Source organism: Microbispora corallina (assembly GCF_016863035.1).
Classification (GTDB): Bacteria; Actinomycetota; Actinomycetes; order Streptosporangiales; family Streptosporangiaceae; genus Microbispora; species Microbispora corallina.
Map to the genome: position 1 here is coordinate 26,910 of NZ_BOOC01000050.1, position 25,416 is coordinate 52,325.

A 25,416-nucleotide genomic window follows, 5' to 3' on the forward strand; every position below is an offset into this window, starting at 1 on the left:
CCGCCGCGAGCGGGACCGTCCTCCCAACGAGAGCGGGACCGTCCTCCCAACGAGAGCCGGGCCGTCCCCGCCACGAGCGGGACCGTCCACCGCCGAGCCAGGCCGTCCACTGCCGCGACCGCGGCCGGGCGGCCCGCCCTCGGGGTTCCGTGACCTGCGTCGTAGCGTGGGCTTAGGTCCGGGGCGCGCGACGGCAGGGCCCCGGACCCGGGGGATGCGGGGAGGGCCGACATGGGGGAGACCGGCTTTTCGAACGGCTCGCGCTATCTGCCGATCGCCGACCACGGGCTGATCGGCGACCTGCGGACCGTCGCGCTCGTGGGCGCCGACGGCACGATCGACTGGTACTGCTGCCCGCGCTTCGACTCCCCCAGCGTGTTCGGCTCGATCCTCGACGCCGGCCGCGGCGGGTCGTTCGCGCTCTCGCCCTGCGTCCCGGCCAAGGCCAAACAGTTCTACTTCCCCGACACCAACGTGCTGATCACGCGGTTCTCCGCACCCGACGGGGTGGGGGAGGTCCAGGACTTCATGCCGGTGCGGGAGGAGCGGTGCGAGATCGACCGCCACCGGCTGATCCGGCGGGTGGTCTGCGTCCGGGGCTCGTTGCCGTTCCGCGCCCGGATGGCCCCCCGCTTCGGGTACGGCACCGAGGCCCACCGGCTGACCCGGCACGGCGGCCACGCGCTGTTCCAGGCGCCGTCGCTCGCGCTCTCGCTGACGACGACGGCCCCCTTCGAGATCGACGGGCCGGACGTGGTGTCGGAGTTCAAGCTCCACGAGGGCGAGACCGCGGTCTTCGCCCTCGACCGCCTCGACGAGCACGTCGACATGCGGGGATGCCCGCTGGAGGAGGCGGAGGAGCAGTTCCGGGCCACCGTCGGCTTCTGGCGTCGGTGGATCGCCGGGTCCCGCTACCGGGGGCGCTGGCGCGAGATGGTCCAGCGGTCGGCGCTGACGCTGAAGCTGCTCACCTACGAGCCGACGGGCGGCATCGTGGCCGCCCCGACGACGAGCCTCCCCGAGCAGCTGGGCGGCCGGCGCAACTGGGACTACCGCTACGTGTGGATCCGCGACGCCGCCTTCTGCGTGTACGCCCTGCTGCGGCTCGGCTTCACCGAGGAGGCCGAGGCGTTCATGGACTTCCTGTCCGAGCACGTCGGCCTGCACGGCGCCGACCCGACCGGCCCGCTGCAGATCATGTACGGCATCGACGGCCGCCGCGACCTGCCCGAGTACGAGCTGACCCACCTAGAGGGGTACGACGGCTCCGCCCCCGTGCGCGTGGGCAACGCCGCCGTCGGCCAGCTCCAGCTCGACATCTACGGCGCCCTGATCGACTCCATCTACCTGTACGACAAGTGGGGCCGCCCGATCTCCAGCGACCGCTGGGACGAGGTGTGCACGCTCGTCGACTGGGTGTGCGACCACTGGGACCAGCCCGACGAGGGCATCTGGGAGACCCGCGGCGGCCGGAGGAACTTCGTCTACTCCCGCCTGATGTGCTGGGTCGCGATCGAACGGGCCATGCGGATGGCGATCCACCGCGGACTGCCCTCGAACCTGCCCCACTGGCGCGAGGCGAGGGACGCCCTCTACCGGCAGATCATGCGGCGCGGCTGGTCGCCCTCGCTGCGGGCGTTCGTCCAGCAGCTCGACGGCGACCTGCTCGACGCCTCTGTCCTGATGATGCCGCTGGCCAAGTTCGTCTCCCCGACCGACCCGAAGTGGCTGTCGACGCTCGACGCGCTCGGGAGCGGACTGGTCTCCGACTCGCTCGTCTACCGCTACGACACCCGTCTCAGCCCGGACGGCCTGGCGGGCCAGGAGGGCACGTTCTCCATCTGCTCGTTCTGGTACGTCGAGGCGCTGACGAGGGCCGGACGGCTGGACGAGGCCCGGCTCGCGTTCGAGAAGATGCTGACCTACGCCAACCACCTCGGCCTGTACGCCGAGGAGATCGGCCACACCGGGGAGCAACTCGGCAACTTCCCCCAGGCGTTCACCCACCTGTCGCTGATCAGCGCGGCCTTCTCCCTCGACCACGCCCTGGGATGACCAGCTCACATTCCCTTGCGTTCATATAACTCGGCGGGTATGTTCGGAATCGTGTCATCGACCTTCGACGTGCTCGCCGAGCCGACCCGGCGGCGGATCCTCGATCTGCTGCTGGAGCGCCCCCGGATGGTCGGCGAGCTCACCGAACGCCTGGGCCTGACCCAGCCCGGCACGTCCAAGCACCTCAGGGTGCTGCGCGACGCCGGCCTGGTCCGGGTCCGCCACGACGCCCAGCGCAGGTGGTACGAGCTGCGCCCCGAGCCGCTCGCCGAGATCGACGCGTGGCTCACGCCGTACCGGCGGTTGTGGGCCGGCAGCCTCGACGCTCTGGAACGCCACCTGGACGACATGCCCGACGAACCCCCGTACGAGGAGGACGACCAGTGAACGAGACCCTGACGACCGAGGGCGGCCGGCCCGTCCTGCGCATGGAGCGCACGCTCGCCCATCCCGTGGAGAAGGTGTGGCGCGCCGTCACGCGGCCCGCCGAACTGGCGCACTGGTACCCGTTCTCGGTCGCCGAGCTGGACCTCCAGGTCGGCGGGAAGATCCGGTTCGCCAACCCCGACGGCACCACGGCGGACGGCGTCGTGACGGAGGCCGACCGGCCGCGGGTCTTCGCCTTCCGGCAGGACGCCCCCGCCGGCATGCGCTACGAGGGCGAGACGGAGATCCGCATCGAGCTGCGCCCGGAGGAGGGCGGCTGCCTGCTCGTCTTCACCCAGGTCTTCCACGACCGCCCGGCGGCCGCCAGCTACGCGTCCGGGTGGCAGGTGTGCCTCGACGCGCTGGAGGCGACCCTCGCCGACCGGCCCGTGCGCCGGCCCGAGGACAACTTTCCCCACCTCCACGAGTCGTACGTGGCGGCCTTCGGCCTCGCCGAGGGGACGGCGGAGCGCGACGGGGACGGCTGGCGGGTGCGGTTCGAGCGCCAGCTCACCCGGCCCGTCGAGGAGGTCTGGCGCCGCCTCGGCGGCCCCTCCGCGCGGGTGGGCGGGCCCGCCCCCGGCCCGTACGGGACGATCAGCGGGGTGGAGGACCTGGCTCTGCTGGAGGCGGAGGACGGGAGGGTCCGCTGGGAGCTGTCACAGGGGACCGGCCACGGCGCCCGGCTGACCGTCACCGAGACGGGGCTGGCCGACCCCGCTCCCGCGCTCGCCGCCTGGCGGGACCGCATCGAGGCCCTCGCCCGCGACCTGCTGCCGTAGCCCTCAGGCGGGGTGGCCGAGGATGTCGAGCAGGCGGCGCAGGTACGGCGGCACGTTGCGCAGCCGGACGGAGGGGTCGCCGAGAGGGCCGGGGGCGAGCAGCGCCCGCAGCCCAGCGAGGTCGACGAAGCGCAGGCCGCCGGTGTCGACGACGAGCGGGTCGGAGCCGCCGCGCGCGTACGCGAGGGCCGTGCCCACGGCGTCGCTGTTGGACACGTCGAGCTCGCCGTTCAGCAGCAGGGACGAGTCGGCCGTCGACCAGACGACGCGCAGATGGGGGTCGGTGTAGAGGACGTCTCCCTCACCGAACTCGCCGGGCCCCGCCTGGGGGCCTCCAAGCGAGGTCACCCCAGGCCCGGGCGCGGCTGGTGGCCGGTGGAAGCGCCGGAGCCCACGGACGGGAAGGCGATCCCGGTGCAGGACGTGGTGATCATTACGAGTCGTACCTTCCTGCTGTCCAGGACGAAGGGATGTTTCGAGCGTCGTCGTCCGGTAGTACAGGTGTCAATGGTTTGACCAGATAATATTCACCAAAGATCAAACGTCTGTGGGGATAAGTCGGTATAAGGCCCCTGAACAGGGCGTCAATTACTCCGGGCGGCTTTCTTGCGGCCGACGCCGCCGAGCACCCACATCTTGTCCGACGGCGGCCGGAGGCTTCCCGGGTCCGGGCGCCAGTCCATGACCTGGACGATGCCCGGCTCGACGATCTCGAGGTCCCCGAAGAGCGGCTCGACCTCGGCGCGGCTGCGCACCTGCGGCCGTCGGGAGCCGGTGACCAGGCGGGCGTCCTGGAACAGCGCGGCGAGCCTCGCCGTCGTCTCCGGGCGGATGTCGGAGACCGCGTGGGAGACGGCCAGGTAGCTCCCGGGGGCGATCGCCTCACGCAGGCGGGCCGTGACGGCGGCCACCAGGTCGTCGTCCGAGATGACGTTCAGGACGGAGATGAGGAGCACGGCCACCGGCCGGTCCAGGTCGACCAGCCGGCGCAGGTCCGGGTGGTCGAGGATCGTGTCGGGGTCCCTGAGGTCCCCCCTGATGACGGCGGTGCGCTCGTCGTCCTTCAGCAGCGCCTGGCCGTGGGAGACCACGACCGGGTCGTTGTCGGCGTACACCACCGTGACGTCGGGGGCGCACTCGCGGGCGATCTCGTGGACGCTGCCCTGCGTCGGCAGGCCGCACCCGATGTCGACGAACTGCCGGATCCCGGAGGCCGCCAGGAAGCGGACCACCCGGCCGAGGAACCTGCGGCCCTCCCGGCACATCATCGGCAGCTCGGGCGCGATGGCGATGGCCCGCTCGGCGGCCTCCCGGTCGGCGGCGAAGTTGTTCTTGCCGCCCAGCCAGTAGTCGTAGACCCGGGCCTCGTTGGCGACGGCCGGATCGAAGCCGGCAGGCTCGACGCTCGTGAAACCCGGCATGCTCCTCCATTCGGCCCGGATGCCGATAGTAACGGCAGCGGAACCGGTGGAGGCGGCCGTACCGGCATTCCCGCGCGCTGTGTACGGCGCGTCGAGGAGGGCGGGCGTGGGCGGCGGGCGGGTTGCGTTGTGTTGCGGGCGGACGTGGCCTCAGCGGCAGGCTTCGATCCTGGCCCTGCCGTCACAGAAACCGGCCCACACGGCCTTTCCGGTGGGACGCAGCGCGGTCCACCCCCACATGCGGCTCACTCCGGCGACGACCTGGAGGCCGCGGCCGGTCTCGGCCACGTAGTCGGGCTCACGGAGGACCGGCGGGTCGCTGCTCGGGTCGGTGACCATGCACAGCAGCGAACGGCACGAGCGGAACATGAGCAGCCGGACCGGCACCGAATGGATCGCGGGATGCCGCAGCCCGTGGCGGACGGCGTTCGTCACCAGTTCGCAGACCGCGAGCGTGGCGTCGTCGGCCACCTCCGGCATCGCCCAGGCCCGCAACACCCCGGTGGTGAACCGCCGCGCGCTGCGGGCGGGTAACGTCTCGCGCTGGAAGTCCTGGACCGCGACCTGCAGCACGACGGGCCGGTCGTCCTCCGGCGCCCAGGGCCACCGCATGCCGTCCGGAAAGACCTGAGTGAGGGTGCTGAGCCAGGGTTCCCAGCCCTCGCTATCGGCTTCGGCGAGGGAAGCGCGGTCTGTCCGATAACCAGTCATTGAGAGCCCTATGAGGTTGCTGTCGGCCATGTGGCGTGATGACTCAGTTAGTCATAGTGCTCCCGATGGTGCCGCTGTGCAAGTACGGATGCACGTGCAACTGCACGAAAGTCGTATCCTGGCCGGGAAAAAGCGGAAATGAGGGCACATATGACCGCTGTATACAACGGAATGCCGGCCTCACAGCTGGGCGACGTGCGCTGGCGCAAGAGCCGGCACAGCAACCCGGACGGCAACTGCGTCGAGCTGGCCCGGCTTCCCGACGGCCGGGTGGCCCTGCGGAACTCCCGGCACCCGTCCGGTCCGGTGCTCGTCTACCACCCGGGTGAGGTGGCGGAGTTCCTGAAATCGACGAAAGACGGTGAGTTCGACGACTTGATACTTGAGCATTCACAGACCTTGCGCCCTTGATCCTGCGGAGTATCGTGAACGTGGCGTAAACATCGGTGCACCCAGAAGGACCCCATATGACTGCGGCCTCCACGGAGGGTGCGCCTCACCCCCGCAATCTCACGGCACTGCCGGACCGCAGCCCCACGGTCCTGCGCATTCTGCTCGGCACCCAGCTCCGCCGCCTTCGTGAGGGCCGGCACATCAAGCTGGAGGAGGCCGGGCGGGCCATCCGCGCCTCTCATTCGAAGATCAGCCGGATGGAGCTGGGCCGGGTCGGCTTCCGCCTCCGCGACGTCAGCGATCTCCTCACGCTCTACGGCGTGACCGACGAGACCGAGCGCGAGGCCATGCTCTCGCTCGTCGCCCGGGCCAACGCCCCCGGCTGGTGGCACAACTACGACGACGTCCTCCCGTCCTGGTTCGAGGCGTACGTCGGGCTCGAGCAGGCGGCCACCTCGATCAGGAACTACGAGGTGCAGTTCGTTCCCGGGCTGCTGCAGACCGAGGACTACGCCAAGGCCGTCGTACGGCTGGGCCACCCCACCGCCGGCGACGAGGAGATCGCCCGCCGCGTGCGGCTGCGGATGGACCGCCAGGCCGTCCTCACCCGGCCGGACCCGCCCCACCTGTGGGCGGTCATCGACGAGGCCGTGATCCGCCGCCCGCTCGGCGGCCCCGACGTCATGCGCGCCCAGATGGAACGCCTGCTCGACCTCGTGGCACTGCCGAATGTCACGCTCCAGATCGTGCCGTTCAGCGTCGGGGGCCACGCCGCGGCCGGCGGACCGTACAGCATCCTGCGCTTCGCCGAGCTCGACGTGCCGGACGTGGTCTACCTGGAGCAGCTCACCAGCGCCATCTACCTGGACAAGCGGGAGGAGACCGACCGCTACCTCGCCGTCATGGAGCGGCTGTGCCTGGAGGCCAACCCTGTGGCGGACACGAAGCGGATGCTCCAGCGGGTCATGACGGAGCTTTGACCTGTGCGCTAACGTCCCCATCAGCCTGGATGCCGCACGCCCGCGCCCGGTGGAGCAAGCTGTGGCCGAAAATACGTGTCAGGTGCGTATAGGCGGTAAATGGAGTAGTGCCAGTGTGCTGGGAAGCGGGAGGCGGTGAGGACCTTGACGGGCAGCCTGCTCAGCCTGGAGTTCGACCGGAGTTCGGTCACCCGGGTGCGGCATCTCGTCACGGTGTCCGCGCAGGAGGCCGGGCTGGAGGGTATGGCCCTGGAGGATTTCGTGCTCGCCGTGCACGAGGCGGTGACCAACGCCGTCCGGTACGGGACACCTCCGCGGGGGATCGCCATGTGGCGGGAGCCGGGGGTGCTCATCTGCGAGATCACGGACCAGGGGCCGGGGATCCCGGCGGAGGCCCTCGACCGGGACGAGCCGGCCACCCGGTTCGACTTCGGGGGCCGGGGGTTGTGGCTGATGAACCGCTTGGCCGATCTGACGGTCCGTACGGGATCCGACGGCACCGCCGTCCGCCTCTGCGCCTCTCTCGCCTGATCCGGGCGCCCCTCGGGTGACACGCGTACCCGTGACCTCCCTGCGCGGGTCCCGGGCGCTCCGATAGCTTCCGCTGTGAGCGGAGCCGGAGACCGCCGTCCGAAACTGCACCCCCAACCCCGCCCCCCGTCCCGGTCCGCGAGGGTTAGCTCCGACGCGAGCTGGGCATTTCTGATCTCACCCACCCGCCGTACGGAACGTGTCGCACACCCGGCGGGCACGCCGCTTTCCATGATTCGGTCCACCGGAATTCGGAGCAATCCGGGCTGGGCGCCGAAGCCTTGCTAGGCTGCAGGGAACTGAAGAACCGGGCGTTGTCTCACCCGGCAGGTGAGACCGTTGAGAAGTGGGGTCACACCGTGAAGAAGCTGCTTGTTCTCGCCCTGGTCGCCCTCGGTGGGCTCCTGGTCTGGCGTAAGGTCCAGGCCGACCGCGCCGAGCTGGACCTGTGGACCGAGGCCACCGGTAGCGAGAACTGACCACACGGAATGGTGCGTGATCGTGGCGAAGGAACGGGAGTGACGCCCGTGAAGCTGGCCTGTCTCGACCTGGCCGGCACCACGATCAGCGACATCGACATGGTCGAGCGGGCGTTCGCCGAGGCGATCGCCACGCAGGGCATCGTTCCCGGGACCAGTGCCTATGCCCGTGCGATGGTGCATGTGCACAGGTCCCGGGGATGCCCGAAGATCGAGGTCTTCCGGGGCATCTTCCCGGGCAACGAGGCGCAGGCGCAGGCGGCCAACCTGACGTTCGAGCGCTCCTTCGAGGGCGCCATCGAGCGCACCGGGCTCGTCCCGGCGCCCGGCGCCGTCGAGGCCCTGGAGAAGCTGCGCGACGCGGGTGTGAGGATCGCCCTCGTCACCGGGTTCAGCCGCTCCACCCTCGGACGCGTGCTGGGCTCCCTCCCCTGGGCCGACAAGTTCGACCTCGCCCTCTGCCCGGAGGACGCGGGCCGCGGCCGGCCCTACCCCGACATGGTCCTGACGGCCGTCCTGCGCTCCGGTGTCGAGGACGTGCGGCACGTGGCCGTCGCGGGCGACTCCGAGAGCGACATGCTCTGCGGCCGCCGCGCCGGCGCCTCCGTCGTCGCCGGCGTCCTGACCGGTGTGCACAGTCGCGAGCGCCTCCTCGGGGGCGGCGCCACCCACATCCTCGACTCCATCGCCGACCTCCCCGCCCTCCTCCTCGGTGCCGACGCGCCCGCCTCCGAGGCCCGGGCCTCCGCGCGCTGACCCGCGTATCGAGTGGCGCGCCGGCGCGCGCTGTTGCTACGGTGTACGCGACCGACAGCATGACGATCTGCGCGTTTGCGCAGGTACGGCTGACTCGGGGCCTTAGCTCAGCTGGCAGAGCGCCTGCTTTGCAAGCAGGAAGTCAGGGGTTCGAATCCCCTAGGCTCCACCTCGAAAAACACCGCCTCCCTGAGTTTGGGAAGCGGTGTCCGGGCCATTAACGGGCCATTAGCTCTCAGCACTGCTCTCCTTCTTGCGGTTGGCCGCCTTCCGGTCGGCTTCGACACGGGCGCTTAGTGCGTCGGCGATTCTCTGGTCGGCGTCGCGCGTGGCGTGCTGGTAGATGAGCGCGGCCCGGTCGCTGTCGTGGCCCATCCGTGCCTTGAGGTCGGCGAGGCTCGCGCCCGACTGCGCGGCGAGCGTGTTCCCGGTGTGTCTCAGGTCGTGGAAGTGCAGGCCCTTGACGCCCAGCTCCTTGAGCGCTTGCGCCCACTTGGCCTCTCGCCGGAAGTTGCCACCGCGCAGGTAACCGCCTCGCTTGCCGAGAAAGACGAACGCCTCGTCGGCCTGGCCGACGAACTCGGCCAGGTGGTCGGTCAGCGCCGGGACGATCGCCGAGGGGATGCTGACCGTGCGCTTGCCGGCGCGCGACTTGGGCGGTGCGAGCACCATGTCTCCGCCGTCCAGTTCGATGAGCTGTTCCCGCACGCGTACTGTCCGCGCCTTGAGGTCGATGTCCGACCGCCGCAGGGCGATCACCTCGCCCCATCGAAGGCTGGCGAACGTGGTCAGCAGGATCAGCGCCCGAAAGCGCCGGTCGGCCATCTTGTCGGCCAGCTCGAAGACCTGGGCAACGGTGAGAATGGGCCGCTCCGGCGTCTGCTCGTTGTCCGCGCCCTTGATCCGGCAGGGGTTCCGGCTGAGCAGCTTGTCCTCTTCGACGGCCGTCATCAGTACGGCCCGCAGCAGGCGATACGCCTTGGCCGCGGTGGACACCGAGACACCGTTGTCGATGAGCTTGGCCCGCCACGACCGGATCATCTGCGTCGTCAGCTTGCCCACGGCGACACCGCCCAGGCCCGGGACGATGTGCCGGTCCAGGAGCCAGGTGTAGAGCTCAACCGTCTTGGGCCGCAGGCCAGGACGCTCCTTGATCCACGTCCGGGCGTAGTCGGCGAGCAGGACTTTCCCGCGATCGGGGTCCGTCCACTCCCCTGAGATCATCTGCGCTTCGATCAGGGTCAGCGCGCGATCTGCTTCGGTCCGCGTGGCGTAGGTGATTGGGCCGGTATGCATCCGCCCATCCGGGCCGGGATAGCGAATCTGAAAGCGGCCGGACTCTCGCTTGCGATATTGCCGAAACGCCGGTGACCGTCTCTGTTCGCCATCAGGCCGCTCGTCCCTTCGGGGCCTTCATCGGCTCGACGAGCCCGGCTGCGATGAACGCTTCGAGAGCGGCCTCGGGAATGCGAACGCTACGGCCGACGCGGACGAAGAAGATACGCCGTTCGGCGATCAGCCGACGAGGAAACCGAACCGAGGTGTTCAGCCGTTCGGCCGCCTCTTCGACGCGGAGAAGACGGCCTTGAGCCTCGGGCGGGAGCGGCGTAGTGGGCGAGGTTGTATTCGTCATGCGGCCCTCCCTTCAGTTGCCGAAAAATCTCTGCCGTCTGCCTGGGCTTCGAGTCGGTTCATGTGGTTGCGCCAGCGCTGGCGTTCGTGGACCGAGCGCAGGAGCCGTACGCCAATCGGGGCCAGGTCTGGGTCACCGGGCTTGACCGGCCGCCAGATGTAGCGGTGGGGATCGACCGGCTCGTCAGGGACACCGAGCGCTTCCAGAACCCACGTGCGCCGGTCCTGCTTGTGCTCGCTCAGGGTCTTGTTCGACCACTTCCTTGAGACGAGGACGCGGCGGCCCGCGTAGCCGAGGTGGTCGGGCTTGTGCGCCTTACCCTTGCACCGGCCCGGAGCCATCCCCGGCTTGGCACCCTTGGGCTGCACCCCGTACTGCAGCCAGTTCGGGCAGGCCGGCGAGCACGGCTCAAACCGCAACGCCTCCAGCAGCCGTTCGGCATGAGCCTTCCGACGAGGGTCATCAGCGCCGAGCGCGTTACCGAGGGACTTGGTCAGGTACTTCGACAGGTATTGAATGAGCTGGTCGGCATCCGGCGTCCCGGCGAGCACGCTCTGAATGTCGAGCTGATCGCCGAAGCGGAGCACGTGCAGCGGTTCCGCCCCGTCGTCCTGGTCGAGCCGGTCGAGGGCCTGTTCCCAAGTCGGCAGCACTTCCCCCGTGGTCGGGTCGAGGTAGCCGGCCCCGTCCTCCCAGACCGGCAGGTGCTCCCCTTCGAACCGGACGTCATCAGTCGAGGGCCACCACACCTGGTGATACGTGGCGGCGATGACTGCCGCAGCTCCGCACGCGGAAGGGTCCCGCGGATCGCCATGTGCAGATGAGGTGCGAGCCGCTTCTGAGGCTCGACCGTGGCGAAGTACTGCACGTCATATCCCGCCACCCGGCGAAGGTTCTGCACGAAGCGGTCCACCAGTTTTGAGAAGTGCAGGGCGTCGCGGGCCGCCCGCGCGTAGTCGTAGCGGTCGGGGTCGAGGGGCGCACCCTCTAGTAGCCGCCCATAGGACGGCAGCGTCAGGGTTACGAACATCGACGGCCGGTAGGTCTTGCCGTCCGAGCCGGTGAAGGTACGCCCAAGGGTGGTCTTGGTCATCTGCCGCTTGGGCAGATCCGGGGCCGTCCTGCCGCCGCTTGGTCGAGCGCGTGCGCTTGTCGGAGGTGCGGCCGAGGGCGTTGCCGCGCATGCCCGCGGCGTTGATCTCCTCGTCCAGGTCCTCGATCGCGGCGTCGAGGTCGGTGGTGTCGCCGCTGGCCTTTTCGACTTCATCCCGCCAGGCTTGGGCGTCGGCCCGCAGCTCCACGAGGTGACGCTGATACTCATCCGGGTTGTCCGGGAGGTTCACGGGCTCGTGGTCGAGGTGCCAGCCCTCCCGGCACTGCGCCCGCCGAAGCTGCCGGTTGCGCTTGGCACACGGCGGACACTTGCTCTCCAACGTGGCCCCGCACGGCACGTCGATCACCTCAGCCTGTCCGGTGAGGATGTCCTGCCGCCGCAGCGGAACCGGGCGGATGCAGACGCCGTACTGCTTGGCGATCTCTTCCACGACCTCACGGGCCAGCGGTTGGGCCATCCGGACGGCCCGAGGTGTGGAGCGGTCGTTGAGCCGAGCGGGGGAGATCTGTTGGTCTCCCCCAGCCTGATGGGCGTCGGTGAGGTCGATCAACTGTCCTCCTCTGCGGTCTCGGGGATGGTGAGGGCGGTCTGGCCGCATTCGTGGCACTCGACCAGGCCGCGGATGGGGTCGAGCCACAGGACGTTGAGCGCTCCGCAGATGGAGCAGCGCAGCCCGTCGAGGAAGTGCGCCAGGCCGTTCATGCGGCCTCGCTTCGACCGCCGTACTCGGTGACCATCGCGCGTATGTCGGCGTCGGAGACGTACGCGGCCCGGACCCGCACCGGATCGGGGGAGGTTTCCAGCCGGACGTAGCCGACGCCCGCGCCCAGCTCCGGGACCGGTGAGATGTGGTCAGCGAGCGCTCCCCGGTCCCGTGCGCCATCGCCGAGGACCATGTCCACCTGTTCCGACTCGTCCAGACGGAGGGCGATCTTGTCGGGGAACAGATTGCGGATGTTCATGACCTCCTTTCGAGGGTCCTGAAGCGCGGCCATCACGCCGACACCGACCGCCCGGCCCTGGGTGGTGAGCGTGGCCAGGGCCGCCGTGATGCGTTGACGAAGGCCCTTGTCCGACTGGTAGGCGGTGAGGAAGGCGACCTCGTCGACGAGTACCAGGACGACGGGTCATCGACGGTCGGCGCGTGCGAGCGTTGGAGGCCGGCGAACCGGTCGGCCCGCTCCTGCATCACGCTCACGGCCTCATCGAGGAGGTCGGCGCACTCCTTCGAGTCTGCGGCATACCTCGCGCCGAAAAGTGCCCGCCCGAAGGACAGTTCCATCCGCTTGGGATCGAGTGCCCACACCTGGACCAGGCCCGCCCGCACCGCGGGGAGCAGGCCGCGGATTGTCGACCACAGCCACGAGCCCTTACCGGCCCCGGTCGCGCCCGCGATGAGGACGTGCGTGCCGTGGACCTTGAGTAGGTAGGGCGTGCCGTCCTCGCACCGGCCGACCTCCACCGGCCCGACCGTTGCCACCTCCGGAACCGGGACGGCGGGCAGGGGCTCGGCGAGGGGATCACGCCGGGGGAAGGTCAGCACGAGCCGCCCGGCCTTGGCGACGGTGACCCGGCAGGAGGGGGAGCCGAAGCCGTGGGCGAGGTGGTCGGTGCGGTCGGCCCAGTCCTTGACGGCCTGCCCGGACAGCATGCGTGCCATCGTTCACCACCTCCTTGTCCAGCCCCCTAGACAGTGACGGCCTATCCGCAACGAGGACTGTCTAGGGAGGGTATGCAACCAACGATAGCCTGTGTTTACCCTGACTGTCTAGGGGGGTAAACACAGGCTGGATATTAGGGTCGATTCAGAAGAGATGAAGATCAGGCGTCGATGGTGAACGCCTCTTCGTATACCCACTCAGTTGCCACGTCCTCGTATACCACTGTGGGACGCAGTCTGTTCCATCGATGGCCGAGTAAGAGTGCCAAGCCCATGGGGCCAGCCTGAAAGAGGTGAATGCGAGCCGCGCCACCGCTGGCGCGGCGGAGGGTGTCTCGGATTCCGACAGCCAGCGCGTTGGCCATTGCGGCGTTCGGGACAGCGTTGTCCTTGGCACCAGTTGGCGGCCGAAATACCAAGAGGCGTGATACGGGTACGCCCTGCTGGCGCAGAAACCGGAGAACATCCTCCGTGGGATCCGTAGCCACAGCGATGGCGACCGCCAAGTCTGAACCCTGTCCGATCTCGTAGTCCTCCTGCACCGGTACGAGGCCGGTGTCGTACGGCGCGGCGGAGGACCATAGCTGTCCACGTTGAAGGACGGCGATGTCCGCGCCGGTAACCATGCGGAAGGCGGTGCCGGTCAAAAAGGCGGGCGCCAGACGGAGGCTGCCGGTCACCGCCACGGCGGTTGCTCCCGGGGGCAGCCGGCTCGGTGCGGCTTCGATCTCCTCTTGGAGTTGGAACCAGGTTGCCGGAGCTAGGGGACGGCGCTTGGAGTAGGCGGATGCGCCGTCGAAGCGATCGACCCAGTCGATGGCGTAGTCCGCCTCCGTGGCTGCGGGGTCGGGCTTGAGAGTGGCGATGGACACCACGCTGCGAACAGGGCCCGCTGTGAGCTGTAGGGATTCGATGGCTTCCTTGATTGCGGTGAGAGTCAACTTCCGCTGACCATCACGAACCTCACGAGCCACCCAATCAGCCCCGACATGGATCGCTGGGTCCTCCGTGCGGAGACCCGCGGCCAACATCAGGAGTTGCAAGTGGTCATGTAGATGACTCACATCACGGGCGAGGTCGAACCGCAGCACCCCGAGCAGGTCGCAAAGCTCTGCTTCGCTCAGTTCGGCGTTGACCGCCCACTGCTGGCGCGCGCGGCCCTTTTCCGATCGCGAGCCCCCTTGACCAGCTTTGGGCATGAGCAGCTGGGTGCGGGAGTCGCGGACAGATATCAGTGGGTCCCTGGGATCGGGGAATCGGTTGGTGATTATCGCCAGGTCGACTGGGGTGCCGTCGGCGGACAACGATCGCCAAGTCTTGGCGATCTTGTTCAGAATCGACGGCCCGCCAGAGTCGCTGGACTTGAGCAGATACTCCGTATTAGCGGGGCTGCTGCTGTCGACGGTGTATTTGACCTGGGCGTAGGTGTGCGGTGGGGTAACGCGATACAGGACGACATCGTCCAGGTTGCCGGTGCCATCGACCTCAACGCCGACAGCAACCACCGGATTGGGTGTATGGGCGGAGGCGTCCCGGACCGCCGTCACGCACCCTAGCCAGGCCAGCTGCCACTGGTACATGTCGCCGGCGATCCGGACGCCTGTCGCGCTGGGCGTGGGCAGCGCGGTCATCAGGCCCCTTCGGTGAAGACCGGGCTCGGAGCGAGCTCGTTGGCGAGAGTGAGAAGGTGCTCGTCGCGAACGGGCCCGTCAGGGAAGGCCTGAAGAACAGCTGCCGGGATTAGTCGCTGCGTGAGGTCCGAGAACGTATACCCAGGCCGATCTACTGTCGGACCAGTCAGCTCGACCAGCTTGTCGAGAGTGTCCGCGCGTACGGATATGCCGTGCAAGGCTTGGGCGAGCACGGCGCGGCGCTGTTCGCTGTCGGGACGAGCGAAGGTGAAGGTCGCCGCAGCACGACGCATGACAGCGGGGTCGAGCGCGCCGACACGGTTCGTGCACAGGACGACTAGAACAGGCAGGCGAGCACCTGCCAGGCTGTCTACCCCTGCGAGGAACGCGTCCACGCCGGCGCGGTCTTCATGGTGCATCTGCTGGGCCTCGCGGGACTGGACGAGCGCATCCGCTTCGTCGACGACCAGGATGAGCACGGAGCTGACACCACGGGCGTTACGTGCCCGGCGACCCTCGCTGTACAGGAACGAGAAGGCATCACTGATCAAGGCGGTCATCTCGCCAACGAGGCCACTGCCGCGAGTGGCTAGTTTCAGTCGATACAAGTAGACCGGAAGGTCAAGCTGCTCGGATAGGTCGCACCCGAAGGACTCAGCGAGTGCAGACTTTCCTGAGCCGACATCTCCGGCGAAGACGAACAACGGTGCCCGATCAGCAAACAGCTGGAGCGCTGCAGGGTCCGCCTCAGGATGATGGCGGCGCGCCCACGTATGGAGACGCTCGGGGTCGGACAAGAGGATGGCCTCCTTGCGCAGTTGGCGCTTAACGGCGTCCAGGCCCACGAGGCGGTCATACCTAGCCTTCCGCGTGGTCTCGGGGAGCTCGATCACAGGATGGAAGAAATCTTCCTGACTACTCACAATGAGTCCTCAATGTTGGAGGCGGTTAGGTCAGAAGGCCTGATAGACGTCGCGGTCAACGCCTGCGCCGTTGCGGGCGTAACCGTGGCCGGTCTGGCTGACGCCAGCGTTCGCTGTTGGGGCAGCGGCACCTGTTCGAGTGACCGGCAAGGACTCCTTGAATCGGGCCTGCTCGGCGGTTATGAGCCGATGGAAGGAAGGACTGTAGGTGAGATAGCTGTAGAAGCTGAGTCCGACGACGTCGATGCTGGCCGGCAGACGCCCTGGTCGGCTGTCGACCAGTTGGCCGCCGGTCGTTGCGCGGTAACGCAGGCGGAGCTTCCAGGCATTGGACCCGACGTCGCGGAAACCGAAGTCCACGGTGTCGAGGTAACCGTCCTTCAGGAGAAGGGCTATCTCCTCGGTGTACTTGTCGATGCTCGCGAGCGTCGGGTTACCGTAAAGACTGTTCAACTGGCGGAGGTCTGCGCCGACCTTTGCTCCAACGTAACGCGCGTCGGTAAGAGTGAAGGTCGCAGAACGGGCGTAGGAGGTAGCCACGGGTCAGGCCCCCTCGAACGAGGGACCGAACAGAGTGCGCCATGCGTCGTTGGCGGCCCCCTTCGTTGGTGCCGTTGCCGCCCAAGAGACCTCGTCCAGCGCGGCCGCTGCCCGGTCCACCAGGCGTCGGCGGTCATGTTCCATGTAGCTGGAGGCGACGTTGTTATCGGGATTGACCGGGTCCCACACCTGAATGGCGTCGAGAGAACTCCCCACTTCAGTGGGTCTGTAGAAATCGTCAAAGACGATCGGAGACTTGAGCCCGGTCCGGACGATGTAGGCCAGCACCTGCTCAATTGCGCGCGGATAGTCGTTGACCTGCAACGGCTCGCCGTTCCAACCGCTCGCCCACAGGTGAGCGACGATGAGTTCGAGCAAGAAGCTCTTGCAGCGCAGATGGGAGTCGAGGCGCTTGCACTCACGGATCCAGGCCTTGAGGAGCCGAATGAGTTCCAGGTAGCCAGGGCCGGCCTTCCTTCGGCGCTCCCGGATAAACTCCAGATGCTGCGTTACGGACGTCAGTACCCGCTCGCCCTGTCGCGTGATCAGCCACCCCTGGTCGTCGGGCCCGCCCAAGTAGAGCACCGGCGCGACATCGATCTTGAGCCCAGATCCGCGAAGGGTGATTCCGACCGCGTGCTTGGAGATCACGAAGTCATCGGCGACCTTGGTCTTCCCGTATACCTCGACGCAGCGGTCTCGCAACCACTCCAGGAGGTCGGCCTCGGGCACGTTGGGATCGGAAGACCTCACATAGGCGGCCATGTCAGCGTCGGAGCCTTCCCCCCTGCGCCGCTTGATCGCGGTGTGCTTCGCGGTACTCCCAGATGCCCGAAGCTTGACCAGGTCGTAGTCCGGGTGGACCTGTATGTAAGACTCCAGCCGCTCCCTCAGGTGGTTGACCTGCCGCCGACGCTCCTGGGCTTCCCCTTGAGGGACATTCACCTTGTCCTCGGCGTGCTGCGCCAGCACCTTGTGATTGACATGACCATCCCCCGCCATAGCGCTCCCCCGATCTTCCTTGCGGATCCACCCGCATGGTTGTCCAGAATTTGCATGCACCTAGTAGGTGCATGCAATGCCTTGATCTAGGTGGGAGAGTAGCATGGAACAGATCGGTAAACACAACTCGATCTGGCGGTGCACCAGTTGAAGATCGTCTTCGGAGACGGCGAAGTGGCCCGGACCTGCAATGACGACGACGAGAGGGTCGGCCGGTACGGTCCAACGCTCGCCATGACGATCCGCCGGCGTCTCGGAGAGATCGCCGCCGTTGCCTCGCTGGCCGAGCTCCGCCGGTTACCTGCTGCACGTCTCCGTCATCATCCGAACTCGGGCAACGGATACTTACTCGTCTCTCTGGGAGGGTCCGCCGATCTGCTCGTGCGTCCCCGCGACGACCCAGCCCCCACGCTCACGGACGGGCGTCTCGACGAGCATGCCGTCCGCGCTCTCGTCGTCGCTGCCATCGTTCCGTGATGCAACTAACTGACCGCACGGCCCCTTCCTCGCCAGAAGAGAGGCACTTCCGATGACCCTCGACAACGTCGCCCCAATCGAGTACGCACCTCAGACCGTGTCGTCCCCCGGTGAAACTCTGAAAGAGACCCTGGAAGAGCTCGGTATTCCCCAGGCCGACCTTGCTCGCCGCACAGGTTTATCGACCAAGCACATCAATCAGATCGTTCAGGGTGCAGCAGCCATCAGCCCGGAAACCTCACTTTTACTTGAGCGTGTAACCGGCGTGCCCGCCAACGTGTGGAACACTTTGGAAGCCGCCTGGCGTACCCAACAAGTGCGACAAGAGGAATACGATTCCCTCGTCAGTCAGGTCGAATGGCTTGACAGGTTCCCGTTGGCTGATCTCGTCGCTCGGAATGTTCTTCCCGACCGGAGTAAGACCGTGGCGAATCTCCAGCGACTCCTCGACTTCTTCGGTGTTGCAAATCCTTCAGTGGCCGAAGACTTGTGGAGCGGATACAGTGCTGCTTTTCGGCGGTCCACCATGGCGTTGCCGAACGAGTACGCCACCTACGCTTGGCTCCGGTTATGTGTGCTGATGGCGCGGCAACTTCAATGCGAGCCATATCGGCGTGAGACTTTGCATGAGCTACTACCGAGCATTCGTGGTCTAAGCAGGAAGGAGCCTGAGCTATGGATGGCACAGCTGCCTGAACTATGTGCACGGGCCGGAGTGGCCGTAGTCTTTTCTCCTGCGTTCAAAAACACCCACCTATCGGGTGCCACTCGGTGGCTCACCCCAGATAAGGTGATGATCGCACTAACGGATCGACACAAGAAAGATGACCGATTCTGGTTCACGGTATTTCATGAAATCGCACATGTGCTACTGCACGGAAAGCGTCTTACATTCCTAGACGACGATCCATTCAAAGGGACTGGTGAAGCAGAGGAGGAGGCGAACAACTTTGCTGCTAATGTGCTAATCCCACAGGAATATCTACCGGAGTATGACGCTCTACGACAACGTCCGAAGCCATTTGCTCGCATTCTGCGCTTCGCAGAAGAGGTCGGTATTGCCCCTGGGATTGTCGTTGGACGTCTTCAGCATGACGAGGCGCTTAACTGGAAAGAAGGAAACAAACTCAAGCGAGATTTCGATCTCGCGGCGCTAGCAGCCTTTGAAAAAGGCAGTAAGGCGCCACAGTTGTGACTCCCCTGAGGGGTGCTTCAGCTTCTCGATCACTGCGCGGCAATATGTTCCAAGTCACAGAGAGCCGCAGTTGCATCGTCGTAGACCTTGCTTCGTGGCCATTGTTTGCCATGCGGGTCCGACTGTTCGGCTGCGCGGACTCGGCGGATCAACACAGCTGGCCCATGCTCAGCGAGGGTGTCGAGGAGTCCGCGCCAGGTGGTGAGTTGGTAGCGGTTGACGGCGTCGGCGGCTCCGTCGGTGAGCAGGGCCGCGGCGTGTACCTGGTCGGTGGGAGTGGTGCCGGTGAGGGCTTGGTCGGCGGCGAGGGGGTCGGTGGAGGCGACCCAGAATCCGCGGTCGCGGTTGCGGTAGGTGCCGAGGGTTTCGACGTACTCGCGGCGGGCGTCGGCGTGTTCGGGTGTGCCGCCGCGCAGGCTGTCGAGGCGTGTGCGGTGGGGTGCGGCGACCTGTTCTAGTCGGTCGTCGCTGATCACCTTGGGCTCGGGTGTGCCGGTGTCGAGGATGAGGGTTGAGTCGCCGAGGACGAGCCAGTCGAGGCGGTCGGCGGTGTGGCGGAGCATGATGACGGTGGCGGAGGGGGAGCCGCCGTGGGTCAGGTCGCAGGTGAAGTCGTGCAGTGAGGTGACGTGCTTGATGCCCTGGGCGAGGAGTTCGGGGAGGGGGCCGGTGCTTTGGGTCATCTCGGCGAGCAGGGTGGAGCCGAGGGTGTGGGAGTACCAGCGGACGCTGTGGGAGCAGGCCGAGGTGATGCCTGGGGGGATGCTGGCGCCGTCGAGCAGGACGACAGCGTCGGCGGTGGCGCCGATGAAGTCTTCGTTGGGCCGGTCGGGGTAGGCGGGTTCGTTGGCGAAGGCGACGCGCATCAGGTGTCCCCGTGCCGGTAGAGCGGGCTTGCCAGTTCCGCCCGCACTGGCTCCCCAGTTTGCAGGTCGTATTCGACGCCGACCACGCAGGAGAAGCGGCGGTCGCCGACCTGCCCCCACAGGGTGGCGATCTCGTTGGCGAGTAGGTGGATGACGCCGAGGGAGCCGTTGGGGTGGATACCGGCGATGGCCAGGAACGACCCGTTGCCGTCCGGCCGGGGCAGTCGGCCGAGGAAGGCCGAGTCGGTCGGCTGCTGTGGGTCGAGCTGGGAGCCGGAGCGGTACTCGCGGCCGGTGCGGGTGTCGAGGAGCTTCCAGCCTTTGTCGTCGCGGTCCCAGCGGATGACCGGGTCGGCGTCGTACGCCTGCTGCATGGCCTCGGACATGCGGGGGCCGCAGATGACGAGCAGGCCGGGCCGGTTGAGGTTGATCTGCCCGTCCACCGTGACGTTGTCGGTGGTCACGGTCAGGCTGAAGGTCCGGGCGAAGTCTTCCAGCCGCTTGCCGGCGCGCATGTCGTCCAGGGCGACCATGGAGCGGCCGGTCGCGGCGTCGTGCCGCAGCGGGGTCACCACGGTGACCGACCCGACACCGAGGAACGCGCCTTCAGGTGCAGGGCCGGTGTGGCGGATCTGGTGGATACGCCCGCGGGACAGGCCGGCCTTCTCAGCGATCTGCGCATACGACATGCCTTGGGCGTGGAGTTCCTGGATGACGCGGCGGCGGAGCCGGGCCAGTTCGGTGACTTCTTGCTGGGCGGCGTTGAGTCGTTCGGTGGCGACCCGGAGCAGCAGGTAGGGATCGTCGATGGCGGCGATTTTGTCCAGGTCGCTCGGTGGCACGGTTCCTCCTTTATGGTGCGCCACCGAGTCTAGGGCCCTAGACGAAATGCCGTCTATCCCTCTTGACAGTACGGTTGTGACGGGTTTGCCGGTTGTTGAGTCCACCGCCCGGATCGCCGAGCGCCGGTTGGGGACACCCCTGGGGGCTCACGGGTCACGGCGCCATTCCGGACAGCAGCGCCACCCAGACCTCACGCGCCTGCTCGATTCGCCAGCGGTGCGTCTCGCGGATCTCTGGAGGCCTCGTCGTATTGGAGGGTGCGGCGGATGAACCCTTGGCCGCCGACCTGGCACAGCTCGTACACAGTGGCGAGACAGTCGCAGGTCCAGGCGAGCACGAGCATCCGCGCTCCGTCCGAGGGCTCGAACCAGGCCAATTTCTTGCATCCGGGCTGTCGGCGATCGGGGACGTGCGGGCTCACGCAGCTCATCACCGGCACGTCGCCGGAGCGGCGGCGGCGATGAGGTCGACCTTGAGCAGCGCCCAGACGGTACGACCGGCTTGGTTGCCGTACACGCCCCAGTTGTCGGCCAGGTTGGCGACCAGCAGCAGGCCGCGGCCGCCCTCGTCGTCGGCGGGCCGGACGAGCCGGGGGACTTCGGGGCCGCCCTCGTCGGTGACGCCGAGCCAGACCTGATCGGGTTCGGCCTGGATGCTGACGATGAACTTGCCTCCGAAGCGGGCCGAGGCGGTGTGCCGGACCGCGTTGGTTGCTAGTTCGCTCACGATGAGTTCGGCTGACTCGACGACGGGCCGTGCGCCGAGGGTTGCGGTGATGAATCGGCGGGCTTCGGTGACCGAGGCGGGACGGCCGAGGAAGTGCCGGGACAGGCGCCATGGGGGCACGGGACACGCTCCGTCGTATAGGGGGCTAGACATGCCTTCGACTGGAGCGTATGACTAACGCTGGAAGGTTCTCAAGGAATAGGACGCATAAATGCGTTAGTTGTCGAGCTGCTTCGCCAGCTCCCGGAAGTCCGTCGCGATCTCACCCAGCAGCGCCCGCAGCTCATCCCCGTACACGGCCGCCCCCGCGAACGCCTCGAATGCCTCTTCATGCGCGCCGATCTCGGCCGCCTCCGTCAGCGTGAGGTCACCGGTCAGGCTCTCCACCACACTCATGGACCCGTCGAAGATGGTGAACCCGTGCAGGGGAAAGGCCAGAGCCTCCACCTTCCACGGCACGACGCCGAGCTGGACATGCGGCAACGTCGACACCTGGGCCAACCGGTCAAGCTGAGCCAGCATCAACGACGGCGACCCCGGCCAGGTACGCACTGCTCCCTCAGACAGCACGAACGCGAATCGCCGGCCCTGCTCGAACAGCACCGCTTGAGCATCGACTCGTACGGCGGCGGCCTTGGCCGCATCGTCCTCGTCCACATCCCGGCCGATCGCCACCGCCAGCCGCGCATACTCCGCCGTCTGCAACAGCGCCGGGATCACCGCCGAAGAGAAAACGGCCAACCATTGAGCCGAGCGAACCCTTGCGGCGTTCGCCGCCTCCCGACCGGCAAGCCCACCCCTCAAGCGGGACACCTCATCACGCAGCCGCAGCAGCAGCGCGTCCAACTCACGCCGCCTGTCCTCGTCGAGGTTAAGCGCCGCGGATACCCACTCAACCGTCGCAGGAGTCGGGAGTAACCGCCCGGTCTCCATCCGAGAGATCGTCGGCTGTGCCACCCCAGCCCGCTGCGCCAGCTCCTTACCCGTCAGCCCCGCATCCTTGCGCAGCCGCCGCAGCAGCTCGCCCAGCTCTCGCAACCGATCCCGCCGCTCCTCCACATTCAGTTTCTACCAGTAGATCTCTACTACTTACCAACGCGAACGAGTGTTACGAATCATTATTGGCTGTGATCCACCTGCTGATCGCCTTTAGTCGCTGTGCAACTAGGTCTATTGCCGCAGTGGGCTTGAACCGCTGTCGATCCGCTCCGCTCAGCGCCGAGAGGAAGGGTGAGCTCAGAAGGTGGATCGCCTCGGATACGAGGCCTGGATCGAGATTCCGCAGGTCCCGCTGGACATCCCTTTCTTCTAGAAGGCCATCGCCATAAGGGCTCCGCTGCTCGGCTACAAGTTTGTTCAGGACTTCCTTGAGCGCGTTCAGCTGATGAACACGTGCCGTCCATGAAATCTCGACCGCCTCGTGTCGCTGATCAGCCGTGAGCGCTGGGTCTAGAAATTTTCGGATCTCCTCAGTTGAGAACGGATACCGCTCATGCAGGAGTAGGAGCCGACTCAAGGTCTCTGTGTGCATAAGTGCAAACCCACGGTCCTTGCTCGCTTCAGCGTGGGTGTCGGTATGAAACTCAGGACCTATGGCGACAGTGGCAACCGCACCAACCTGCTCCCGGTGCCGCTCCAGCTTAACTGAGCGTAACTCAGCCGGTGGAACCGGTCCCGCGCTTGCAGTCTTGACCTCGATGGCTATTGGGGGAAGCGCTGGCGCGGTGGAGCGGATCAGTGCGTCAGTTTTGCCCGGACCTCCAATCGGCTGAACTTCAAAGCCAAGGGAACGGAGTGCTTCACAAACAAGCTGTTCGACTTGCTTATGCTTGCTTCCGTCCCTGCTGTATCGCACAAGCAGATCCGCTAGCTCAACGGCACGAGTTGGCCCAGTGGCCGCAGCATTCGCCTGATTCGTGCCTTCGTCGGCCTGGATTATGGCGAGTTCGGCGCGGTCTTGAATGGGAAGAATCTCAATCATCCCTCGCCCAGCTGGAGTAAGGCGAAAATCCTTACTAGATACCTTCTCCACCATGTCAGCGTCGAGCAGAAATCGAAGGCGCATGGAAACCGCTTGCGGAGACAGAGGATCGCGATTGTATAGCGAACTGATTTTCGCTAGCTCGCCAGCTGATTTAGCGGTATCTGCTAGTTCTCTTAAGATCTCGCCGACAAACCAGACGGAGGCGTGCACAAGTGCGACGAGATCAATAGGTTCGTTAGATTCAAGCCACTGACGCGCGCCTTCCGTCGCGCCCCAGTGATTCATCCGGCTCCTATAGATCAGGCCGGCCGCGACAAGAGAAGCCCGCGCTTGTCGAGTTGATGCAGGCGCCGATTGGAACTCTGATTGAATTAGATCCTCAAGTATCCGTTCTTGGATCTCCGGAATGGCATATTCAACTGTGGTGGCCATAAAATCGAGCGGACCACGATCATCAGGGCTGGGGAAGTATAGCGATTGTGCTGTCTTTCGTGACGCGTGTCCAGAAGTCCGCAAGCTTTCCAGCAGGTTGCCGATGGGACCTGTCCGATCACCAACCTTGGTGGTATAGGTGCCTGCTGCTGGAGGACCACCAAGGGCGAGTTTGGTCAGCATGGCCTCGCCTTTGGGCGTGATCCGAACGAGGCCGTCGTAGAGTTCGACCGCGCCGGTTCCGCGCAGCCAATTAGTGCGCCGCCTGACTTGATCCAAGGCGTTCCAGCCCATTGCATACCGCTGATTTGCACACTCTAGGAGAGAGTCGTGCGATAATGGCGCATCTGCCAACTGAGCCAATACTTCTCCGAAGAACCTGACATGCCTATGCAGGTGGCCGACTAAGGCATGCGTTGTGGGGTTTTGCAGCCATTCCTGTGCATCGGGGGTGAGTTTGACACTCTCGCCCGATCGTTTGACGAACGACTTGCCGAGCGTCTTTAGCAACTGCTGGGCGGGCACGTCACGGTTCTCATCAACCGGGATCGACGACGTGAGGGCACTACCATCTATCGTCCGGAGGATGTCGGGCAGTCGCTGCACCCACGTCTCGACCGGGCCAGGCAGACTAGGGGCTGTCTGCGATCGCTGGTACCAATCTCTGCCAGTAGCCTCGCTATCGAGGGAATCACTCATGCCATAAGGATGGCTAAGGCAGACACTACTTGCAACCGACATCTGGAACCATCTGGCTATCGACGGGCTGTCGCTGGAGCTGCTTACCCAGCACGCCGACGTTGGAGTGACCCGGCGGCAGAACAGCGATCGGGCACACTGGATGGTGCAGTCTTTGTAGAGGCTCCGCGGCGTTGCCAGCACCGGGCGCAGCGCGATGCCCGGTAGCTAACTGTAAGTTGTCTGCCGAGTTGTTCACATAGGAATCAAGGGCGGCGCTGCGCGCCGCCTCGCGGCCCGTCGCCCGCTCGGCGGCCGGGCATGCGGCCTGGGGGCCGGTCCCGGCCGCCGGCGGCTCCAAGCCACGCAACTGTGTCGATCTCCTATTGAACAAACGAGCTTGCCCAGACAAGCGGGCTGACGTAATTGTGAGGCATCGCCTTGCTGGAGGAGACCGTGACACCCAATCGATGGCCGACCGGCACCTTCATGCACCGTCTGACGGACGAACTACGTTCGGAGCTCCTCGAACTCGGCATCCTGCGCACGTACCCGCCTGGCCACATCTTGATCAAGCAGGGGGATCACAGTACATCTGTCTGGCTCTTGCTAGACGCGCTGGTCAAGGTTACCGGAACTGTTGAGAACGGTGTGGAGGCGACGCTAGCCATCCGGGTATCAGGCGACATCGTTGGCGATATGTCAGCCATGGATGGGGCACCACGGTCGGCGACTGTGACGACATGCGGGCATGCGGTCTGCCAGCAGATCAAAGGCCCAGTGTTCCGCTCTTTCGTGGCGCGACGCCCAGCTGTAGCGCTAGCGCTGAGCCAGGTCATCGCTGATCGATTGCGTTGGTCTAACCAGCGGCGCCTTGATTTCGCTGGGTACGAGACGAAGATCTGTTTGGCGCGTGTGCTGATCGCACTGATCTCGCGGCACGGGCGGGCCACGGGTGACGGAACAAGCATTGGCGTGCCGCTCACCAGGGCTGAGCTCGGATTGCTGGTCGGTGCGAGGAAGATTACGACGCAGAAGGCTCTGCGCGAACTAGCCGCCGACGGGCTCATACGGCGGGGACACCGCGACGTGGTGGTGACGGATCTGGCAGGGCTCACTAAGCTTGCCGGACTCCAATTTCCCTCCGAGCCATATTTATAAGGCTTCTCCTTCCGGGT

Annotated in this window: 27 protein-coding genes, 1 tRNA gene and 4 pseudogenes; 12 read left to right on the forward strand and 20 right to left on the reverse strand. The window is 66.3% G+C overall.

All coding sequences use genetic code 11. The annotated features are described in order from the left end of the window. The first annotated feature begins 231 nt into the window (after window positions 1-231). Genes Mco01_RS34730 through Mco01_RS34740 form a run of 3 tightly spaced genes read left to right on the forward strand, consistent with a single transcriptional unit; the run spans window position 232 to window position 3,263 of the window. Complete coding sequence (locus Mco01_RS34730) at window positions 232-2,055, forward strand: glycoside hydrolase family 15 protein (RefSeq protein ID WP_204061060.1); 1,824 nt, start codon at window positions 232-234, stop codon at window positions 2,053-2,055. A 51-nt stretch (window positions 2,056-2,106) separates the two neighbouring features. Beyond that, entirely contained in the window at window positions 2,107-2,442 is a 336-nt protein-coding gene (locus tag Mco01_RS34735) for an ArsR/SmtB family transcription factor (protein ID WP_239104137.1), read from the forward strand. Beyond that, window positions 2,439-3,263 carry an SRPBCC family protein gene (locus tag Mco01_RS34740; protein WP_204061062.1) on the forward strand — a complete coding sequence of 275 codons (825 nt, stop codon included), beginning with the start codon at window positions 2,439-2,441 and terminating at the stop codon, window positions 3,261-3,263. The genes Mco01_RS34735 and Mco01_RS34740 overlap by 4 nt, the downstream gene beginning before the upstream one ends. A 3-nt stretch (window positions 3,264-3,266) precedes the next feature. Here Mco01_RS34740 and Mco01_RS34745 read toward each other — a convergent pair whose 3' ends face one another. From Mco01_RS34745 to Mco01_RS34755, 3 genes are all read right to left on the reverse strand, one after another. Then, the gene (locus tag Mco01_RS34745; protein WP_204061063.1) at window positions 3,267-3,611 is read right to left on the reverse strand and encodes an STAS domain-containing protein; all 345 of its coding nucleotides are present in this window, start codon (window positions 3,609-3,611) and stop codon (window positions 3,267-3,269) included. Window positions 3,612-3,847: 236 nt separating this feature from the next. Further along, window positions 3,848-4,684 carry an SAM-dependent methyltransferase gene (locus tag Mco01_RS34750; RefSeq protein WP_204061064.1) on the reverse strand — a complete coding sequence of 279 codons (837 nt, stop codon included), beginning with the start codon at window positions 4,682-4,684 and terminating at the stop codon, window positions 3,848-3,850. A 150-nt stretch (window positions 4,685-4,834) separates the two neighbouring features. Beyond that, window positions 4,835-5,296: an ATP-binding protein gene (locus Mco01_RS34755; RefSeq protein WP_204061065.1), complete on the reverse strand. Its 462-nt coding sequence runs from the start codon at window positions 5,294-5,296 to the stop codon at window positions 4,835-4,837. A 249-nt stretch (window positions 5,297-5,545) separates the two neighbouring features. Here Mco01_RS34755 and Mco01_RS34760 point away from each other — a divergent pair, with 249 nt between their 5' ends. From Mco01_RS34760 to Mco01_RS34780, 6 genes are all read left to right on the forward strand, one after another. Further along, entirely contained in the window at window positions 5,546-5,806 is a 261-nt protein-coding gene (locus Mco01_RS34760; protein WP_204061066.1) for a DUF397 domain-containing protein, read from the forward strand. Window positions 5,807-5,862: 56 nt separating this feature from the next. Next, window positions 5,863-6,768, forward strand: a complete 906-nt coding sequence (locus tag Mco01_RS34765; RefSeq protein ID WP_204061067.1) for a Sco1979 family transcriptional regulator — start codon at window positions 5,863-5,865, stop codon at window positions 6,766-6,768. 135 nt (window positions 6,769-6,903) lie between these two features. Beyond that, a complete protein-coding gene (locus Mco01_RS34770) occupies window positions 6,904-7,299 on the forward strand; it encodes an ATP-binding protein (RefSeq protein ID WP_204061068.1) in 396 nt (131 codons plus the stop codon). A 359-nt stretch (window positions 7,300-7,658) separates the two neighbouring features. Then, complete coding sequence (locus Mco01_RS39445) at window positions 7,659-7,778, forward strand: DLW-39 family protein (RefSeq protein WP_211264163.1); 120 nt, start codon at window positions 7,659-7,661, stop codon at window positions 7,776-7,778. 39 nt (window positions 7,779-7,817) lie between these two features. Then, entirely contained in the window at window positions 7,818-8,534 is a 717-nt protein-coding gene (locus Mco01_RS34775; protein ID WP_239104138.1) for an HAD-IA family hydrolase, read from the forward strand. 96 nt (window positions 8,535-8,630) lie between these two features. Beyond that, window positions 8,631-8,703 (forward strand) — tRNA-Ala (locus Mco01_RS34780). A 59-nt stretch (window positions 8,704-8,762) separates the two neighbouring features. Here the strand turns inward: Mco01_RS34780 and Mco01_RS34785 are convergent. From Mco01_RS34785 to Mco01_RS34825, 12 genes and pseudogenes are all read right to left on the reverse strand, one after another. Next, window positions 8,763-9,758: a tyrosine-type recombinase/integrase gene (locus Mco01_RS34785; RefSeq protein ID WP_486348087.1), complete on the reverse strand. Its 996-nt coding sequence runs from the start codon at window positions 9,756-9,758 to the stop codon at window positions 8,763-8,765. Window positions 9,759-9,767: 9 nt separating this feature from the next. Continuing rightward, window positions 9,768-9,878: pseudogene (locus Mco01_RS40540) on the reverse strand (hypothetical protein); the annotation flags it as partial. 43 nt (window positions 9,879-9,921) lie between these two features. After that, on the reverse strand, window positions 9,922-10,167 hold the full coding sequence (locus Mco01_RS34790) for an excisionase family DNA-binding protein (protein ID WP_204061071.1): 246 nt from the start codon (window positions 10,165-10,167) through the stop codon (window positions 9,922-9,924). After that, window positions 10,164-10,916 (reverse strand): replication initiator, encoded by a 753-nt coding sequence (locus Mco01_RS40360; protein ID WP_344057006.1) that lies wholly within the window; start codon window positions 10,914-10,916, stop codon window positions 10,164-10,166. The genes Mco01_RS34790 and Mco01_RS40360 overlap by 4 nt, the downstream gene beginning before the upstream one ends. 68 nt (window positions 10,917-10,984) lie before the next feature. Next, a pseudogene (locus Mco01_RS40365) lies at window positions 10,985-11,260 on the reverse strand (replication initiator); the annotation flags it as partial. Window positions 11,261-11,294: 34 nt separating this feature from the next. Continuing rightward, a pseudogene (locus Mco01_RS40370) lies at window positions 11,295-11,879 on the reverse strand (replication initiator); the annotation flags it as partial. After that, window positions 11,828-11,983 carry a hypothetical protein gene (locus Mco01_RS34800; protein WP_204061072.1) on the reverse strand — a complete coding sequence of 52 codons (156 nt, stop codon included), beginning with the start codon at window positions 11,981-11,983 and terminating at the stop codon, window positions 11,828-11,830. The gene Mco01_RS34800 and the pseudogene Mco01_RS40370, both read right to left, overlap by 52 nt. Further along, window positions 11,980-12,935: pseudogene (locus Mco01_RS34805) on the reverse strand (FtsK/SpoIIIE domain-containing protein); the annotation flags it as partial. The pseudogene Mco01_RS34805 and the gene Mco01_RS34800, both read right to left, overlap by 4 nt. A gap of 167 nt (window positions 12,936-13,102) precedes the next feature. Then, window positions 13,103-14,572, reverse strand: coding sequence for an SAVED domain-containing protein (locus tag Mco01_RS34810; RefSeq protein ID WP_204061073.1), 1,470 nt, complete (start codon window positions 14,570-14,572; stop codon window positions 13,103-13,105). Next, window positions 14,572-15,495 carry an AAA family ATPase gene (locus Mco01_RS34815; RefSeq protein WP_204061074.1) on the reverse strand — a complete coding sequence of 308 codons (924 nt, stop codon included), beginning with the start codon at window positions 15,493-15,495 and terminating at the stop codon, window positions 14,572-14,574. The genes Mco01_RS34810 and Mco01_RS34815 overlap by 1 nt, the downstream gene beginning before the upstream one ends. Window positions 15,496-15,525: 30 nt before the next feature. Further along, window positions 15,526-16,035 (reverse strand): HORMA-1 domain-containing protein, encoded by a 510-nt coding sequence (locus Mco01_RS34820; RefSeq protein ID WP_204061075.1) that lies wholly within the window; start codon window positions 16,033-16,035, stop codon window positions 15,526-15,528. A 3-nt stretch (window positions 16,036-16,038) separates the two neighbouring features. Continuing rightward, on the reverse strand, window positions 16,039-17,037 hold the full coding sequence (locus Mco01_RS34825; RefSeq protein ID WP_204061076.1) for a CBASS oligonucleotide cyclase: 999 nt from the start codon (window positions 17,035-17,037) through the stop codon (window positions 16,039-16,041). A 147-nt stretch (window positions 17,038-17,184) separates the two neighbouring features. Between Mco01_RS34825 and Mco01_RS34830 the strand changes: the two genes are divergently transcribed. Further along, on the forward strand, window positions 17,185-17,514 hold the full coding sequence (locus Mco01_RS34830; RefSeq protein WP_204061077.1) for a hypothetical protein: 330 nt from the start codon (window positions 17,185-17,187) through the stop codon (window positions 17,512-17,514). A gap of 52 nt (window positions 17,515-17,566) precedes the next feature. Further along, complete coding sequence (locus Mco01_RS34835; RefSeq protein WP_204061078.1) at window positions 17,567-18,709, forward strand: HigA family addiction module antitoxin; 1,143 nt, start codon at window positions 17,567-17,569, stop codon at window positions 18,707-18,709. Window positions 18,710-18,738: 29 nt separating this feature from the next. Here Mco01_RS34835 and Mco01_RS34840 read toward each other — a convergent pair whose 3' ends face one another. From Mco01_RS34840 to Mco01_RS34860, 5 genes are all read right to left on the reverse strand, one after another. Further along, entirely contained in the window at window positions 18,739-19,575 is an 837-nt protein-coding gene (locus Mco01_RS34840; RefSeq protein WP_204061079.1) for an integrase, read from the reverse strand. Continuing rightward, window positions 19,575-20,417: a sigma factor-like helix-turn-helix DNA-binding protein gene (locus tag Mco01_RS34845; RefSeq protein WP_239104139.1), complete on the reverse strand. Its 843-nt coding sequence runs from the start codon at window positions 20,415-20,417 to the stop codon at window positions 19,575-19,577. The genes Mco01_RS34840 and Mco01_RS34845 overlap by 1 nt, the downstream gene beginning before the upstream one ends. 430 nt (window positions 20,418-20,847) lie before the next feature. Beyond that, on the reverse strand, window positions 20,848-21,264 hold the full coding sequence (locus Mco01_RS34850; protein ID WP_204061080.1) for an ATP-binding protein: 417 nt from the start codon (window positions 21,262-21,264) through the stop codon (window positions 20,848-20,850). Between the two features lie 96 nt (window positions 21,265-21,360). Beyond that, window positions 21,361-22,203: a Scr1 family TA system antitoxin-like transcriptional regulator gene (locus Mco01_RS34855; RefSeq protein ID WP_204061081.1), complete on the reverse strand. Its 843-nt coding sequence runs from the start codon at window positions 22,201-22,203 to the stop codon at window positions 21,361-21,363. A gap of 49 nt (window positions 22,204-22,252) precedes the next feature. Next, on the reverse strand, window positions 22,253-24,259 hold the full coding sequence (locus Mco01_RS34860; RefSeq protein WP_204061082.1) for a restriction endonuclease: 2,007 nt from the start codon (window positions 24,257-24,259) through the stop codon (window positions 22,253-22,255). A gap of 420 nt (window positions 24,260-24,679) precedes the next feature. Here Mco01_RS34860 and Mco01_RS34865 point away from each other — a divergent pair, with 420 nt between their 5' ends. Then, entirely contained in the window at window positions 24,680-25,399 is a 720-nt protein-coding gene (locus tag Mco01_RS34865; protein WP_239104140.1) for a Crp/Fnr family transcriptional regulator, read from the forward strand. Window positions 25,400-25,416 lie beyond the last annotated feature (17 nt).